General features: G+C 40.9%; 14 protein-coding genes. 13 read left to right on the forward strand and 1 reads right to left on the reverse strand.

The features are described 5' to 3' along the window. The 12 genes from ACSZOX_RS22005 to ACSZOX_RS22060 all read left to right on the forward strand — a co-directional run. A partial coding sequence (locus ACSZOX_RS22005; RefSeq protein WP_437922375.1) for a hypothetical protein occupies positions 1-198 on the forward strand: 198 nt, incomplete at its 5' end. Between the two features lie 92 nt (positions 199-290). After that, positions 291-500 (forward strand): hypothetical protein, encoded by a 210-nt coding sequence (locus tag ACSZOX_RS22010; protein WP_437922376.1) that lies wholly within the window; start codon positions 291-293, stop codon positions 498-500. Between the two features lie 1275 nt (positions 501-1775). Beyond that, positions 1776-5168, forward strand: coding sequence for a hypothetical protein (locus ACSZOX_RS22015; RefSeq protein WP_437922377.1), 3393 nt, complete (start codon positions 1776-1778; stop codon positions 5166-5168). Between the two features lie 11 nt (positions 5169-5179). Then, the gene (locus tag ACSZOX_RS22020; RefSeq protein ID WP_437922378.1) at positions 5180-9739 is read left to right on the forward strand and encodes a DUF6443 domain-containing protein; all 4560 of its coding nucleotides are present in this window, start codon (positions 5180-5182) and stop codon (positions 9737-9739) included. A gap of 12 nt (positions 9740-9751) precedes the next feature. Beyond that, on the forward strand, positions 9752-10330 hold the full coding sequence (locus ACSZOX_RS22025; protein WP_437922379.1) for a hypothetical protein: 579 nt from the start codon (positions 9752-9754) through the stop codon (positions 10328-10330). Between the two features lie 684 nt (positions 10331-11014). Continuing rightward, positions 11015-11215, forward strand: a complete 201-nt coding sequence (locus tag ACSZOX_RS22030; RefSeq protein ID WP_437922380.1) for a hypothetical protein — start codon at positions 11015-11017, stop codon at positions 11213-11215. Between the two features lie 249 nt (positions 11216-11464). Continuing rightward, entirely contained in the window at positions 11465-11851 is a 387-nt protein-coding gene (locus ACSZOX_RS22035; RefSeq protein WP_437922381.1) for a hypothetical protein, read from the forward strand. A 354-nt stretch (positions 11852-12205) separates the two neighbouring features. Next, positions 12206-12712: a hypothetical protein gene (locus ACSZOX_RS22040; protein WP_437922382.1), complete on the forward strand. Its 507-nt coding sequence runs from the start codon at positions 12206-12208 to the stop codon at positions 12710-12712. A gap of 574 nt (positions 12713-13286) precedes the next feature. Beyond that, positions 13287-13805 (forward strand): hypothetical protein, encoded by a 519-nt coding sequence (locus tag ACSZOX_RS22045; RefSeq protein ID WP_437922383.1) that lies wholly within the window; start codon positions 13287-13289, stop codon positions 13803-13805. A 139-nt stretch (positions 13806-13944) separates the two neighbouring features. Then, positions 13945-14499 carry an RHS repeat-associated core domain-containing protein gene (locus ACSZOX_RS22050; protein WP_437922384.1) on the forward strand — a complete coding sequence of 185 codons (555 nt, stop codon included), beginning with the start codon at positions 13945-13947 and terminating at the stop codon, positions 14497-14499. 119 nt (positions 14500-14618) lie between these two features. Further along, on the forward strand, positions 14619-14873 hold the full coding sequence (locus ACSZOX_RS22055) for a hypothetical protein (RefSeq protein WP_437922385.1): 255 nt from the start codon (positions 14619-14621) through the stop codon (positions 14871-14873). Further along, positions 14873-15280 carry a hypothetical protein gene (locus ACSZOX_RS22060; protein WP_437922386.1) on the forward strand — a complete coding sequence of 136 codons (408 nt, stop codon included), beginning with the start codon at positions 14873-14875 and terminating at the stop codon, positions 15278-15280. The genes ACSZOX_RS22055 and ACSZOX_RS22060 overlap by 1 nt, the downstream gene beginning before the upstream one ends. Before the next feature lie 70 nt (positions 15281-15350). Here the strand turns inward: ACSZOX_RS22060 and ACSZOX_RS22065 are convergent, their stop codons facing one another. After that, positions 15351-15872: a DUF4240 domain-containing protein gene (locus ACSZOX_RS22065; RefSeq protein WP_437922387.1), complete on the reverse strand. Its 522-nt coding sequence runs from the start codon at positions 15870-15872 to the stop codon at positions 15351-15353. 271 nt (positions 15873-16143) lie between these two features. Here ACSZOX_RS22065 and ACSZOX_RS22070 point away from each other — a divergent pair, with 271 nt between their 5' ends. Next, positions 16144-18141, forward strand: a complete 1998-nt coding sequence (locus ACSZOX_RS22070) for an RHS repeat-associated core domain-containing protein (protein ID WP_437922388.1) — start codon at positions 16144-16146, stop codon at positions 18139-18141.

The following is an 18141-nucleotide window of genomic DNA, read 5'->3' on the forward strand; positions in this document are numbered from 1 at the left end:
GAGAGCAATTGTGATGTGTATTTTTGGTCGACAGATATGCTTATTTTGAAAGATCTGTCTTATGAGAGCATGTTTATAGCTGTTGAGGAACTGTTAAATGATGGAACATTAGAACAGGTTTTTTCGAAAATAGGTACAATAAATACTATTTTTTCGCATTTAGGTTGGAAGCATTATTCCGATGTTATCCTATTATAAAATGATCAGTGATTTGCAGAAAGATCGGTATCCAATACTAATTAGGTGGTGCGGGTAAAACTTTGGGAGCATATAATTTTTAGAAGATTAATGTGAGTCACTCTGCTGGAACGATCAACACCGGCCAAATGGTTATAGAGCAAGGTACAAATGCGTACTCAATGTTTGGAGGTGTTTATGGTGCTGCTTGGGGGATAGGTTGGGAAATGGGAAGAAGTATTTCAACGACATCTGGCTGGCAGAATTTGAGAGATAATAAAATTGTACCAGGAGTTGGGAAAGTAATAGATTGGTTTAGATAATGAAGACTATGTTATTTTTGGATGTTTTATATTCTCAGTACTTTTTATTCTACACAAAAGTATTGAAAGATGGTACCCCTCGTTTTACAACATGTTTTGCGCTGAGTTCCTCTTTAAGTTTTTTAATAAATGGAGTGATTGACCTGATATCTATCACATATTATTGCCATAAGCTTGATAAATGGTTTTTTATTGCCGTGTTTTGTGTAATTCTTGGATTAAACTATTTATTCTATATCGTAAGAGGAAGAGGTGATGATATCGTAAAGAGCCAGCCCCTTATTTTTAATAGTCAAAAAATTTCAGCCATTTGCGCATTTTTGTTTTTTTTGATTACGTTATCCTACATGTTCTGGGGCTCTGTATATGGGAAATATATTTTGGACAACTGCTAAAGGAACTTTTATATAAAGCTTCTTTAAATCTATTGGTAATTAAGTTTTTTGCTTTATGATGAAGTTCTTCTTGAAGACCTCGATTTACAGTGCAATATGGCTTTAGCCCTCTGATTACTGGAGTTGATGCCTGGAGTTGCTACGTTTAGTGCGAAATGCATTTAAAGAAATAGGTCTAAATCTGAATATCGAGAATAACAGAATGTACTTTAAATATTCTCCAGAATGAGAATGGCGAGAACATAGAAGTAAGAATATCAATGTTTGATAAAGCTGATTTTGGATCGTGTTTTAAAGACAGGAATAATAAAATTTTTGGCTTTACGAAATATCAAAATATTCCAGTGATAGTTTTTGGTAATGCTGCAAAAGAAATTTATAGAGTTACGGAAAATAGTGAAATATTTACAGTCCTTAATTCGTCAAAACTAATGTAAAATCAATAGATAAAAGTGATATTTCTGCATCTCCTCTTTCTTTTGAACGTATGGTTTGGGTTTATTCTTTTGATAATGTTGATGGTTTTAGATTAAAAGAAGCCGATCTAGCACTACCAATATTTTTAGAGGATAATTAATCTTCAGATTGTAGTTTTTTTTTATTACTAAAATGCAACTCCAGTCTAAAATAATCTTTAATATGTTGTTCGTATGTGTTGAGTGAATTTTCTTGTTTTTTTGATAAAAAATTTTTTTTATTGATGAAATAGTCAGATATTAGCATTCGAATTGAATTATTAACGTATAGGTTTTGGCTCTGAAATATAGCTTTTAATTAGAAATTCTGATTTATTAAAGTGAGCTTTCGTGCTTTGGTGTTATCGTAAAAGTGAAATAATCCAATTATTAACAAGATAAAATACTATTTATTAAATTCTGAAATGATATCAAGGAGCTTGAAAGGCTTTCGGATCCGTTCGGGTCTACTAGCCATGTTAATTGCTTTTTTCTGTGTAGATGTTTCTGCGCAGACCGAATCTTTTTATACCAAACCACAGATTGCGAGTCCGAATGTTGCCGCATTTTTACGTTATGGTGAGTATAATGTGGGCGTTAATACGGGTGTTCCCGATATACGCGTTCCTCTTTTCTCTGTTGAATCCGGTAATATTTCCTATGGCGTTGATATCGATTACAACGGTTCGGGGATTAAAGTTGCACAGGTAGCCTCGTCGGTCGGATTGGCCTGGTCGCTCAACGCAAGCGGAATGATCAGCCGTACGGTCAGATCGTTACCTGATGAATACAAAGACTATGGTTATATCGATCTGAACAAGGGATATATCGAAAAGTTCAGTTTCACTTCCGATCTGGACAAGCAGAAATATGCAGATCTCGAATATGATAACGAACCTGATATTTTCAGTTTTAGATTACCTACGGGAGAGTCAGGCAAGTTTCTTTACAACTTGGAAGAACAACGTTTTATCAATGATTTCAACCCCTCTTTTAAAGTGGAATGGGTGAACCGGACGTCTTTTCTGTCCAGTTCCTTTCTGATCACGACTGCCGATGGCACCAAATATCAGTTCGAGCAGACGCAGCTTTATTTTGATGATACTGCTTGGGAGATCCCGCCCTCATTAAAAAGATATCTACAGTCCTGGTTCTTAACGAAGATTGAAAACGTAAAGGGCGATGTCCTGAACTATCAATGGGAGATTGTGTCTGCCAATGCCCTTCTACCTTCAGGCAATAGCGTTCAACCGGAGTGGCTTGCGCAGAAGTCGTATCTGAAGAAGTATCTCTATAATAGAGATCCGAAGGATAGTGATTTAAATCTATTTCCTCCAATAAAATATTCAGAAAATATAACCTATTACACAACTGTGGAGCCGAGGCTCAAACAGATAGACAGCAAGCAGGGCAAAGTCGTTTTCAATTACAATGTGGCAAGGTATGATTTTCCTGGGCACCAACTGAATAGTATAGATATCTACAGCAAACAGGAGCTGATCAACAGGGTTCGGTTCTCCTACGGTTACTTCCAGACTGCCAATCCGGTCTATCAGTATGACTATAGGCTTAAACTGGACAGCCTTTTTGTAGGGCTGTCCTCAGATCAGAAATACACTTTCGGTTACAATAGCAGTGTAGCACTTCCTGCTACAAACTCCACGGCACAGGATTATTGGGGCTATTATAACGGTATTGTATCCGATTATCTCCCAAAGATCAAACCGCCATCCCTGCCGGGAATAAACACAAATGATTATGTCGGCGGTTCAGATAGAAGTGTCAATACATCCCTTATCCAGGCAGGAATGCTTAAAGAGGTTGTTTATCCTACAGGAGGAAAGACGGTGTTCACTTTTGAGCCGAATTACTATACAGGGATAACGAACCAGACAACCACTGGTACTTTTGCGCAGCTAAAAGTGATAGGGAATTCCAAGCAGGTACCTGTTATCGATACGGTCGATTTTGTATTGAACAGGAGTATAGCACCCAATACCGGATATCTGAAGATCTATTTTTCTCCACTGCAACAGCCCAGTCCTTACCATGATCCGCCCGATATGCAGGTCGTCAAACTTATCGATCTTACGATGAACCAAACTGTGCTGCACGTCAAGCGAACAAAAACCTATACGCAGCCAGAAACCGTTAATGGGCAGATCTTTTTGACCAATGGGCATACCTACCGTTTGATCACCACCGTAATAGATGCCGCTACGGCTTCCCTTCCGGATGCTTCTTACGTACAGGCTTATGTTGTCGGCGACTATACCGCACAAGTGAGCCAGAAGTTATATGTCGACGGTCTGCGGATCAAGGAGCTCTCGAATTACGATCGTCAGAACACATTGGTTAATAAGGATGGATTTGAATATGGATCTGGTACAGTACTTCGGGACCTGAGGGAGGTAGATAACAATGTGTTCTACGAAAAATGGAAGATTACTTGGGAGTGTTCTTCATTGTCTGACTGCCAGTGTTTCTATGACCGTAATTATGCCGTTTATGTCGGACAGCCGAATATATTGGGGCCGAACCTCTCAGGAAGACATATTTATTACGAATATGTAGAGAAGGTACAATATAATGGAGCGAATATACGATTGGGCAAGACGGGATATTCCAGAGCTATAAACCGTAGCGTTCCCTATCGCTATTATTATCCGAACGGACCTTATGAGGCGGAGTTTGTTAATAATATTTCCATAATTGGTAGCTTACCTTCTGAAACTTATTTCAGGTGGGATGCGACGGGGAACAGGTTTATCAGGCAGCGCGCTGTACAACGCGAGTATTCTTTCCGTAATAATACCTTTGAGATGATAAAGTATTACAGGAAGGAAATATATGAACGCGCCTATTGCGCAATGGCTGTTCTGGCCGCCAATAGTAATTTATTTAGCCTTTCGTTGTTTAAAATCTCGCTTCCCCAGTATTGGTTAACAAGGGAAATTATTACGGATTACGATGTTTCAGGGGAAAACATCCTGCTTAGTTCTTCAACAGAAATGGAGTACGGATCGCTTTATGGTGAGCTGAAAAAGAAGACAGCCTACGGGAGTGACGGGAAAAAAGTGGAGAATTACTTCGTTTATCCCTACGACTATAGTTCAAATACGACCTGGCTGACCAAGCTTCTGGAGAAAAATATCATCGGAAATCCCATAGAAAGTATCCAGGTCAGGGAAGACAATTCGATCAAGCGTATCGTAAGTGGACGGTATACCTCTTTTGATAATTCCGGTCGATTGAATGCCGTATACGGTCTTAACTTTAGTACGGGAGAACTGAATGCAAGTGAATTTAAGCTGAGCAATCGAAGCCTGGGACTTCTTCCACCAAATGGTACTACCGGAAGTTTCCAGCCGGATACGCGCTATGAGAAAAGAGTAGAGTGTATTTCGTACGATTCCTACAACAATGTGCAGGAAATACGTGAGAATGAAACGCTCACTACGACCTATATCTGGGGCTACAAAGGTCAGTATCCAGTTATAAAAATTGAAAATGCGACGTATGCAGAGGCAGTTGCGGCATTGGGTGGCACGGGGAGTGCCACAGCTGCGATGACTGCGTTAAATGCGGATAACGTGAGTGATGCCGTGATAAACGGTTATGCGCAGACGATCCGCCTGAACCTGAAGAAATCGCAGGTGAGCAGTTATACCTATAAACCTTTGGTAGGCATGACGAGCATGACGGATGCACGTGGGATCAGGGAAACCTATGAATACGACGGCTTCCAGCGTCTGAAGAGTGTCCTGGACTTTGATAGCAATATTTTGAGAAACTACCGGTATAATTATAAACCATAAACATCCAGATCGTGAACAAGTCGATTTTTAATTTCATTTTAATATATTTCAGCTGTCTCTATCTGGGTTTATTCGCCCAGAGCGATACGTTGAATGCGCATCTTTCGGGGGCAATGATGCTCCGTTCGGTCGAGTCGGATTTTGAGTCATCCGGAGCTTTGATGGCGGCAAACATTGCTGCCACTTCATCTCCTTCCATTAACTACGGGGGATCCCGTGTAATTGGAGTAAATCAACAGATAGATTGGTCTCCGGTTAACAGTGGCGGTGCCGCTGAATTTGGCGTAACTGTCGATCAGACGATTACCGGTTATTACAATCCCCTCAGTACGGTCTGTGCGTCCAACGGTACCCTTTATATCGCCAATACGGGGTATCATAGCATTCTTCAGCGTACCTCTGCAGGTGTACAGACAGTTCTTGCAGGCGGAAACAGCACGAGCTCAGGTTACGTCAACGGTACAGGTACGGTAGCGCGGTTTAAACACCCCAGTTTCATCACTATCGATGGATCGGGAAACATTTTTGTTGCAGACCAGCAGAACCACCGTATCCGTAAGATAACCCCTGCCGGGGTTGTGACAACCTTTGCTGGAAGCGGTTCCATAGGTTCTGCCAATGGGACAGGTACAGCGGCATCGTTCAACTACCCGATGGGGCTGGCGTTCGGTCCTGATGGTAACCTATATGTTGCCGATGCCTATAATAATAAGATCCGCAGGATCACACCGGCTGGAGTAGTAAGTGATTACGCTGGCAGCGGTGTTCAGGGGATGCTTGACGGAACAGTGCTTACGGCGCGGTTTTATCAACCCAAGGCGATTCGTTTCGATGATAACGGAGATCTATATGTTGCTGATAGGCTGAACAACAGCCTGCGTAAGGTCAGCGGAGGGAATGTGAGCACCGTTGCAGGTAGCAGTACAACAGGCTTTCTGGACGGTCAGGGTACAAGTGCGCGGTTCAATGGGTTCAGTGACTTCGTGGTAAAGCGTGGAAATCTCTACAGTGTAGATATGCTGAACAATGCGATACGTTATATCTCGCCGACCGGCAATGTGTTGACAATAACGACAAGTGGTCAGATCACGAATCCCTATAGTATCTCAGAAGGTCCTGACGGTGGTTTTTATATTGCTGAGAACACATCTAACCGTATAAAAAAAGTGAATGTGCTACGCGCATACAGTATAAGCCCCGCTCTCCCTTCAGGACTGCTTTTCGATGAAAGTACAGGCCGGATCACGGGCAAGGTGAGCACGACGCTTGCCCAGCAGAGCTATACGGTAACGGCACGCAACAGCGGCGGAACATCAACGGCAACGGTCACTTTCACCATATCTAACGATGGGGTATTGAACCTGAGTGCGGGGCAGAACTATATTGTTACCCGTACGCCTCGCAATCCGGGATATCTTACCGCGGGTTCCTTGGAGGGTAAACCTGTTGAAGATGTGAACGTCGATATCCAATATTTTGATGGCCTGGGACGTCCCTCGCAGACTGTGCAATGGCAGGGCGGTGCTAACGGTAAGAAAGATAGAGTCCAGTATATAGAATATGACGGCTTCGGAAGGGAATCTATCAAATACCTTCCGTATGCCGAGCAGACAGGCAATGATGGTAGCTATAAGACCTCTGCCAAGGCGAACCAGACGAATTATTACAAAAGCACGGGCTGGGACAGCCATGTGAAGAAAACGGATTATCCGTATTCTGTTACTGTTTTTGAGAACAGTCCGTTGAACCGTGTACTGGAGCAGGGAGCTCCGGGAGCGGCCTGGCAGCCTGTCAGCAACCGAGGGAGCGCTAGCACGACAGGGCGCACAGTTGTTTCTGATTACGGTACGAATAAGTCCGATGAGGTAAAGCTCTGGACGGTGGAGACAGGTGGAGCCACTTCAGGAAGCTATGCCGCGGGTAAATTATATAAAACTGTTATAAAGGACGAGAACTGGGTTAACAGCAGTACAGATCCTGCTAATCCGACCCGTACAGGTACTGTAGAGGAATTTAAGGATTTTGAAGACCGTGTGGTTCTTAAGCGCATTTGGGAAAGCGATAGCAAAGCACTGAACACGTATTATGTATATGATGATTTCGGGGACCTGCGTTATGTGGTTCCGCCTGGATATACAGCTACAACAGTCACAGATAATAATGCGGATTTCAATGAATTGGTGTATGCCTACCGTTACGACGGCAGGCGTCGGTTGGTGGAGAAGAAGATTCCCGGTAAAGGCTGGGAGTATATTGTTTACAATAAGAACGACCAGCCCGTTCTGACGCAGGATGCCGTTCAGCGCGAGAAAACGACGAAAGAGTGGAGCTATACGAAATATGATGCCTTTGGCAAGATTACTGAAAGTGGTATTTTCCGTAGCGCGCTGCTCCGCGATTCGCTGCAGAAGGTATTGAATGCCGAGCAGGCCAGCTCGAATACGGCATTATGGGAGACACGGGCCTCGAACGGTACGGCATACGATAACAAAAGTTATCCGCGGAGCACTGCCGACAGAACAGTTTACCTGACCAATTACTACGACGATTACGGTTTCAAGGCCTCTACCGTTCTAGCTGCTACATCAGGACTGGACAGTACATCTATGCTCAAAGGGCTATTGACGGGAACCAATGTAAGCAAGGACGACGGAACATCTCCACTGCTCTCAGTTAATTATTACGACAAACGCGGACGTTTGATCGAATCTGTATCGGATAACCATCTAGGCGGAGTAGATCGTATTACCAATACCTATAATTTTTCGGGACAGCTTTGGACAAGCAAGCACCAGCACCGTATCAGTGGCTCTGCTTCCGTTACGACCGTTCTGACGACCAATGAATATGATCATATTGGTAGGTTGGCACAGACGAAGAAGAAGGTGGACAGTCAAGCGGAAGTGATCCAGAGCCGGCTTGTCTACAATGAGATCGGTCAGCTCAAGACGAAGGGTATTCACAGCGAAAACAGCGGAACCAGTTTTCTGACGACGGTAAGTTACGGTTATAACGAACGGGGCTGGGCGACGAATATCTCTGCCCCTCAGTTCACCGAATTGCTGAACTACAATGTCAATACAGCTGGAACGCAGCTTACCGCAGCACAATATAACGGTAATATCGCACAGCAGCTCTGGGGGCATGCAGCAACGACAAGCAGTACGTTCAATTACAGCTATGACAAGCTTAACCGTCTAACGAACGGTACAAGCTCGGGTACGACAGTGATGATCGAGGCATTGACCTACGATGATATGGGTAATATCAAGACACTGGCCCGTAATACTGGGAACACGACGACAACAACCTCGACGACCTATACGTATAACAATAGCGGCAAGAGTAACCGCTTGGCAAGCTTGTCGGGTAACACGAATACCTATACATACGATGTGAACGGCAATGCGACGAAAGACCGCCTTGCGACTACGTTTACCCACAATCACTTGAACCTGCCGAAGACAGCAAGCAAAACGGGTACAAGCGTAGCGTATCTCTACGATGCGACAGGAACAAAACTGCGTAAGACAGCGACGGTAGGTACAACGGTAACGCAACGTGACTATATCGGTGGAATCGAATACAGTAAGACGGGGACGGGAAACAGTACAATCGATATGATCTTGACGGAAGAAGGTTATCTGCAGAACAGCAGCGGTACGTATAGCTACCATTATAACCTGAAAGATCACCTGGGTAATGTACGTACAGTTATCAAACGAGGAACAGCTTCGGCTACCACGATGGATATCGTACAGCAGCAGGATTATTATCCATTTGGTAAGACAAGATCTATTGTAACAGGCGGAAATAATAAGTATCTTTATAACGGCAAGGAAGTTCAGACGGAACTTGGCGACCAGCTGGATTACGGGGCTAGGTTTTATGATGCAGAAATTGGACGGTGGAATGTGGTGGATCCGCTGGCGGATCTGTATGAGAATTTGTCTGGATATAACTATGGAATAAATAATCCCCTACTAATGATAGATCCAACTGGAATGGCTGCGGATACTGTCTATGTAGGGCAAACTATAGCACCAGTTGAGGTATTAGGAACTAAAAAGACTGATATTCAGTTTGTCGATAAGCGAGATATTGATATGTATAAAAACATTCATCAAAAGATCATTGGATTAGAACCTAAGGGAATGGTTGTTAACAGCAATCTTGATGCTGTGAAACATTATTATAGTGGATCAGGTGAATCTGTTGCTATTGGACGGAATTCTCTCATGAAAATTTTATCTTCACCTAAGTTTATTCAATTACATAAAGCTGTTTCTAAAGGACTTTATAAATCAAGGGAAAGTATAAATGCAACTCAATATGAGTTTCATATTGGTCGAACTACGATTCATATTTTTGCAGATCCTTTCAAACAAGAGGTCACTTACACGTTGTTTGAAAGCGATGGCTTTTGGGATCCTGATTTTATAGATGAAAAAGTTAACAATAAACTGTTTATATCGCCTAGTATGGTTCCCGATGGGAAGGGGCCAAACTTAGAAGCTTTTGGTGTGCCTTATGACTACAAACCAACCGTTGTGACTATTCCTTTTTATTAGATTTAATTTGGTATGAATAAATTTTTTCAAATGTTTTTTACTTTGTTTTTTTTGGCTATTACTGTATTAATATTAATTCTTGCATCAGATGATATATATTATTTTTTCAAAAATGATAAATTTCAAAATGAGTATAATTTACCGTATGGGCTGAAATTTGATTACTGGGGATACGACATATCTTCCGATAATTATGGTCTTGTCGTTGTGGATAGTACTGATGCTTTAGTATTATATTCAGGGAAATCTATTCTAGGAGGAGGTCGTATACAGAAAATTTACGAATACTTCTATAGTGATAATTTTTTGGTGTTTAAGATTTCAACAGATAAAGCTAGACAACAATTTGTAAGTATTGATGAAAATCTTCGCGTTAGGGAAATCGACGTACGACAGATTACTAACTTACAATACTCGTCAATTAAAATCTTTGACGGAAACGACGAATTAATTAACTGGGTCAAATTTAATATCGGATATCGTGTGAATTTTGCTGTTCTAATTACAGGATTAGGGATTTTGTTGGGAATAAATGCATTGCTCATTCAAAGGTTTGTCAAAGGTCTGAAACTAAAGAATGGTACTTTGTAACTAAAATACTCTTAATTTGTTTTTACTGATGATAATCAGTGCACCATCATGACTAAATGATGCAGATACTTTATCTGTTTTTTATCTGGAATGGAAAAAAAAGTTATTAATGAGAGGTTCAAATCTATAAAGATAGATTATAATCCGCTTAAAAATAGAAAGTATGTGGGCACAATAAATAAAGTGGGAATGGGGGAAGAAGGGTACCAATTGGTTCCTTAATAGAGAAAATAAGCCTTAACACCGCCTAATCTAATGACGATTTGGCGGTGCTGTTTATGTGTCCCATGTCTCTGAGTTCAATGGTAGCGTACATAAGGGGATAATATTGTTCAGCCCGTATTAAATGGCTAAACCGAATAATATCAAAAGGACATTGAACGTAATAAGTAGCATCTCATCTAAGAATCCAACTTATGGAGCACAAGTACAAAGAGGATATGAACTTTTTTATTTTATATGTTATTTTGTCCGGAGCATAAAATTGGTTGCTACTTAACATCGAAAGGTTTTAAAAACAGGGTGAGAAAGTTGGAAAAATTGATTAGCCGTGATATGAGAAATATAGATAGTTTTGTTAAAAGATGGCACGAGATGCATAGGCCGGCGATTACTGATTGGGAAGGGAATCGAATTGGACGAATTTTAAGATAGAAGGGGAGATTTCTGCTATAAAGAGTATGTATGATAAATGGCTTTTCACCATTTGCATACAGGTTCCGTGGAGATACTTTATCTGTTTTTTATCTGGAATGGAAAAAAATAGTTATTAAGGAGAGGTTCAAGTCTATAAAGATAGATTATAATCCGCTTAAAAATAGAAAGTATGTGGGCATAATAAATAAAGTGGGAATGGGGGAAGAAGGGTACCAGTTGATTCCTTAACAGAGAAAATAAGCCTTAACACCGCCTGATCTGATGACGATTTGGCGGTGTTGTTTATGTGTCCTATGTCTCTGAGTTCAATGGTAGCGTACACAATGGGATATATTGTTCAGCCCATATAAAATGGCTAAACCGAATAATATCAAAAGGACATTGAACGTAATAAGTAGCATCTCATCTAAGAATCCAACTTATGGAGCACAAGTACAAAGAGGATATGAACTTTTGAAATCAATTTGTTAATTAATTATGGCGAGGATCAAAGTCGGAGATATTTTTGAAATAGATACTCCTAAAGGAAAAGCATATTTGCACTATATACATAAAGACCCGGTTACAGTAGCACTGGTTCGGGTTTTACAGGGATTACATTCGGAAAGGCCTGCCAACTTTGAGGAGTTGGCGGAGCAAAAGGAACGCTATTTAATTTCTTTTCCTTTAGGGCCAGCGGCTAGTCGAAAGATTGTTGAACGTGTTGGGTTTTATAGTGCTTCAGAATTTAGTAAGCCTAAGTTTATGCGTCAACAACATAATGTGAGGGGTGAATTTCTGGGGTGGCATATTGTAGATACAGACACTTTGCACAGACAGTTGGTAAAAACGCTTACGGTAGAACAGAAGGAGTTGTCCCCTTAGGGAGTTTGGAACGATACCCTTTTGATTGAAAAATTGATCGAAGACTGGAGTTTAGAAAAGTGGGGTTAGCTGGCTTAATCGGTATTATATTTTAGTATGACCTGTGGTAGATAAGTTATGGGGTATTATAAAAGGCCTAAATCGAAGAGCTTGCGACCAACGGAGCTAAATTAGGACCAGATTATTTAAAGTTACTGGGCCAAACACACCAGAAGGCTTTACATTCAGCAATTGATGATGTGTTGTCACGTGGACCGCTTCAATTCAACACGCCGTATTTTTCGGGTGGAAACAAAATAATTTTTGGCGCACCAAGAACAGCAGGTGAATTACCAGCAGTAAAACATTTTAGTTATGGACAATAATAAGGTTATAAAAATAGGATTTAAAGAAGCAAATACGCATATTCATTCAGATTTGGAGATTTATGATTCTACAAATAGAATTCCGTTTTCTCTTAAAATTGATTATCCGGTAAATAGGCCTACTTCTATTTACTGTGAAATTTCTGAAGGGGAAAATTTTATTGAGTTGTGGTTTGATAAGGGAACGAAAAAATTATACGAAATTACAATAGTGTCTATTCAAGAGGATACTGTCCAATTGAGGGGCTATGACTATAATATTGAAGGCAAGTATTATGAATGTTTTATTGAAAATGATTGTGGGTTAGAAATTTCAAAGCCTGTTCAGACTTTACGTTCCGAAAAAACATTGAGTTTTTCTTGGGGAGAACTACCTTCGGAAAAATATTTGATTGCTAAAAACTGTATATTAGGAACAGACGCTAATAAGAATTTATGTTCTATCATTTTAGTTAATTTAAGTAGTGAAGTGATTTATCAGATATTAGGATTTTGATAAAATTATTAGAGCTACTAAGGGAAGACTTTCTAATGCGAAGTTGGTTCAAAAGGTTGCGACAAAAGCTGAGGCAGCAATTTGAGGTATAGGAAGGTTTACAGGAACAGAAAAGCATAATTATCCTACAATTCTGTTAGAACGTTATCAAAGCATATTTGGTAGTAGAGGACTATAATTTAAGGTGTAATGAAAAGGCAAAGGATAACAGAAGGATCAATCTTAGAGATAAATATTGAAAATGATTATTATGTTTATGCTCAAATATTGGTAAAAGGGCTCGGGTACGCTTTTTTCGATCATAGATCTAAGGAGCGTGTGACGGACTTAAATGAATTCTTACCATGTGTTTGTTGATCTCGAATCCGCTAAGCAATTTATAAACAGAGCATCGTTAGTAAATGCTATTAAGGGTTTCCTATGGAGTGGATGTTTCAGGGAATGCAGATCCTTCTACAAGAATCATAAGGACGGGTACAAACCAGAGTTTGTATTATAATAGTAATGGCGTTACCAATTATAAGAGATTGGGCAGAAAAGACTCTCCTTTCTTATATTGATAAATTGATTTAATATGAACAGAATCGTAATATTTTTATTCATCATAGGATTCATTTTTTCTTCGGATTACACATATGGGCAGTCCGAAATTATGGATAAAGTTTCTTCTGAAATATCTAGGACTCAATTAAAAAGTAAAATAAGAAAAAGAGGTAAAGATTTTTATGCGAATATTAGGAAACAGCTTATCGATCGGGATAGCCTAAATTTTTTGTCCTTATGCGATACTGCTTTTTTTCTTGAGACCTATGAGTATGAAACCGGAATTTCATATGGCATGATATGGAATGAACAGAAGTCTATTGCATATGAATATTTAAAGAACAAATTCGATTTTGAAAATCCACCGGCTTTCAATAAGGAAACAATCGGATTGGTGAAGAAATGGGACGTTGCAACTATACGGAAATATGAAACGGAGAAATCGAATCTAACAAGTCCATTCATGATCTTTGCTTCAAGGGCTATTATTAAGAACGGTAAAGTAATCAGTGTCGACTGTATTGAATTTGAAGAGTTCTATTTGCGCTAATGTTGTATGTGAATGCACACCGCCCAATCTTACATAGGATGGGGCTTTGTTTATTTATACGCTAAATGCCCTAGTAACCTTTGCATTCCTGATATAGTGGAGTTGCTACCTTTTGTTCGAGACACATTTAAAGAACTAGGTGTGGCAGGATTATTATCCTTTCGGGACAACCTTACAGTCTGCTGGAATTGCTTCCCGATATGGATATCAAGGTGAATATGCCGAAAAAGATAATGAAACTGGTTGGAATAATTTCTATCTTCGGAACTACGATCCTGCGATAGGACGTTGGTTGAGTACGGCTCCATATGGGCAATACTATTCACCGTATGTCGGTATGGGAAACAATCCTATTACAGGATTTGATCCCGACGGGGGATGGAGTGCAAATGGCAATGCCGATCCAATAATGCTTGATAATGTAAATGTATGGGGTAGGCAAAATCTGTCCCTCTGGAATAGGATGTTAAATTCCCTTTCTTCAAGCTTTACATTGCCCGATCATCCGTATTTTCACGGTTCTGCAAGTGGAGCATATCGTCCTTGGCAAGGACCACAGACCGCGGAAGAGTGGATGAGAACTGGTGACATACTTAGTATGACCAATATACCAGGACTGGCACAAGTTGGAGACTTTATGTCTTTGGGGGAGCGATCGGCACTGGGGACGCAAAGGAAATTGCATTTGCATTAACAGGATTTTTACCAGGTGGTACTGAAATTAAAGTCTCAAAAAACCTATACGCGGCTAAGAGCATTGTAAAGGTAGATCAGTACGCATTAAGGGCGAAAGAAAGTGGATTTTATCCAATCATGAAAAGAGGCTTCAAGGAAGCACAAGGACTTGTTTGGTTAGATAAGGATGATGTCTGGAAATTTGGAACTTCTAAAGACCTTGAAAAGCGGTACACACAAAAATATAAAAACAGTATAGGTGAGCACGGTGTATATATAGATTCGGAGTTTAGTGGTAATTTAAGTAATGCCCTCAGTGTAGAAAGCATGAAGATATTGAATTTTAAAGTGCAAACAGGATATCTTACGCCAGGTAATAAAATAGTAAAATAATGAGAATAAAGACTGATTTTGATCTTTTTATAACATCAGACGCTTGGTGGGAATCTAAAATGAGTAAGGTATTGGGAGCTCTGACAGATACCGGCTTTAGGGCGTATTTTTATGAGCAAAATTACGGCACATCCTTGACGAAAATTATGATTGATTTGGTTTGTCTGGATCCGGAATACAACAAGAAGCAAAAGGCTAGATTTAGTAAAAATGATAAAGAATTAAGTATTGATCTAGTATTTGATTTAGCCCTTTTTATGAGGATTACACAGGAAGAACGCAACAGGATAGTGTTGGAGAAACTGATAGCGGAGGTTCCTGCAATCATTGCGAAATATAAGTTTGAAGATTTTGATCTGCCAACGTTCGAGAAGGATTTTAAAAAATGGATGTCGAAAATCTTGTGATGATCGATGTCGATTTATAGTATCCAGGGAGATATTGAATTACTTCCCTAGATACTATAAATAGTAGTGTTTAATTGCCGCCAAATGCTGCCCATAGTTTTGGATAAAGTTTTGGAAGATCTTCTTCATTCCAGTCTTCACCTTTGGTGTTGCCATCACTATCATAGTCTAAGCCATCCTCAACGGCGATATCTCTAGGATCTTCGAAATCTTCTTCATCGCTTATTTCTTCTACAGCCGTCGTCGCTACATATAATAAACTTTCAAAATCAGGTAGTTCCGAAGGGATGACGTAATCAATAAGATCGTCGGGATTAGCTAATATTTTATAAAATATAGCTTTTCCTTTGCCGATAAGCCAGCAACGGAAATAGAGATAACTATCGTCAGAAACATAGCCATCGATGATCTTAGCCAAAGCCATTACCCTGTAATCGTCAGCTTCGGCAATTCGTTTTCGGAGTTCTTTTTCAAAATTGTTAATATCATCAATTGAAAGCTGGGTAAGTTGTGCAACTATTTGATCCGCATGCTCATCTTGAGTTGATGATTTTGTCTCTTCGATTATTTTCCAGAATAGTTCTTCAGTCATTGTTATTTCATTTGTATTAGCGTAAATTTAATTTAAATTTTGATTCATATGATGTTTTTAAAATAATAAATTAGCTTATATATTAAATTGGATGGTAGACTACTTATATCAGCACATAACGGGAATGATTTAATTGTGAATAAAATTTTCACAATAGGAAATTCTGTTGATACAGAATTGAAACGTTATTTTGTGCTTTTGAACGATTAGACATTACGGTTTCAAGGCCTCTACCGTTCTAGCTGCTACATCAGGACTGGACAGTACATCTATGCTCAAAGGGCTATTGACGGGAACCAATGTAAGCAAGGACGACGGAACATCTCCACTGCTCTCAGTTAATTATTACGACAAACGCGGACGTTTGGTCGAATCTGTATCGGATAACCATCTAGGCGGAGTAGATCGTATTACCAATACCTATAATTTTTCGGGACAGCTTTGGACAAGCAAGCACCAGCACCGTATCAGTGGCTCTGCTTCCGTTACGACCGTTCTGACGACCAATGAATATGACCATGTTGGCAGGTTGGTACAGACGAAGAAGAAGGTGGACAGTCAAGCGGAAGTGATCCAGAGCCGTTTGGCCTACAACGAGATCGGTCAGCTCAAAACCAAGGGTATCCATGGTGAGAACAGCGGAACGAACTTCCTGACCACGGTAAGTTACGGCTATAACGAACGGGGCTGGGCAACGAATATCTCTGCTCCCCAGTTTACCGAACTGCTGAACTATAATGTCAATACAGCTGGAGTGCAACTTACCGCAGCACAATATAACGGTAATATCGCCCAACAGCTCTGGGGGCATGCAGCAACGACCAGCAGTACGTTCAATTACAGTTACGATAAGCTGAACCGCCTGATGAACGGTACAAGCTCCGGCACGACGGTTATGATCGAGGCATTGACCTACGATGATATGGGCAATATCAGGACGCTTGCCCGCAACACGGGGAACACGACGACAACGACTTCGACGACCTATACGTATAACAATAGCGGCAAGAGTAACCGTTTGGCCAGCTTATCGGGTAACACGAATACCTATACATACGATGTGAACGGCAATGCGACGAAAGACCGCCTTGCGACTACCTTTACCTACAATTACCTGAACCTGCCGAAGACGGCAAGCAAAACGGGTACAAGCGTAGCGTATCTCTACGATGCGACAGGAACAAAACTGCGTAAGACAGCGACGGTAGGTACAACGGTAACGCAACGTGACTATATTGGTGGAATCGAATACAGTAAGACGGGTACAGGAAGCAGTACGATTGATATGATCCTGACGGAGGAAGGATACCTACAGAACAGCAGCGGAACGTATAGCTACCATTACAACCTGAAAGATCATCTGGGTAATGTGCGGTCAGTTATCAAACGAGGAACAGCGTCGGCTACCACGGTGGATATCGTACAGCAGCAGGACTATTACCCGTTTGGAAAGACAAGGGCTCTTGTAACGGGTGGAAATAATAAGTATCTTTATAACGGTAAAGAGGTTCAGACGGAACTTGGTGACCAGCTGGATTACGGGGCAAGGTTCTACGACCCTGAGATAGGACGGTGGAATGTCGTGGATCCCCTGGCGGAGAAGATGCGTAGGCATTCACCGTACAACTATGCTTTCGATAATCCGATTAGATTTATTGATACAGATGGACGACAGCCAGAAGATCCTTGGTATAAAAGAGCTTGGAATTCAGTTAAGTCTGTTGCTGCATCTGCATCTGTAACCCTAGTGAAGTCGGAAAGTGTTAGAGAGGAGTATAAAAATAATGTCTCTAAATTGGATGCTGGAGATTCGAAAGGAAGAACACAAGCCAAAATTGAAGCAAGAGCAAAGACTCCTGCGGTTATGAAGGCAGTCGCAGAAAACATGCGACCGATAAGTGGTGAAGCGACTCGAGCTGGAGGTACGGCGAGTAAAACAAATGCAGGAGTGAATAAATTGGTTTCTAACTTAGGCAGTGTTGGTAAGGCATCAGGTGTTTTAGCTGTAGGGATGGCTGTTACTAACGTAACGTTAGCAGACGATAAACCTAAAGCAGCTACTCACGAGGTTGGAGCTTTAGCTGGAGCTGTTATGGGGGGAGAGGCTGGTGCCAAAATAGGGGCTGGTGTTGGCGCGCTTTTTGGTGGCGGAGGAGCGGTTCCTGGTGCAATAATTGGAGGAGTAGTGGGTGCGATTGGAGGAGGGCTTGTTGGGGGAGGAGTTGCAGATGAGCTTTATGATAAAATTCAAGAGGTTATAAAAAAATAG

Source organism: Sphingobacterium sp. LRF_L2 (assembly GCF_965644235.1).
Taxonomy (GTDB): Bacteria; Bacteroidota; Bacteroidia; order Sphingobacteriales; family Sphingobacteriaceae; genus Sphingobacterium.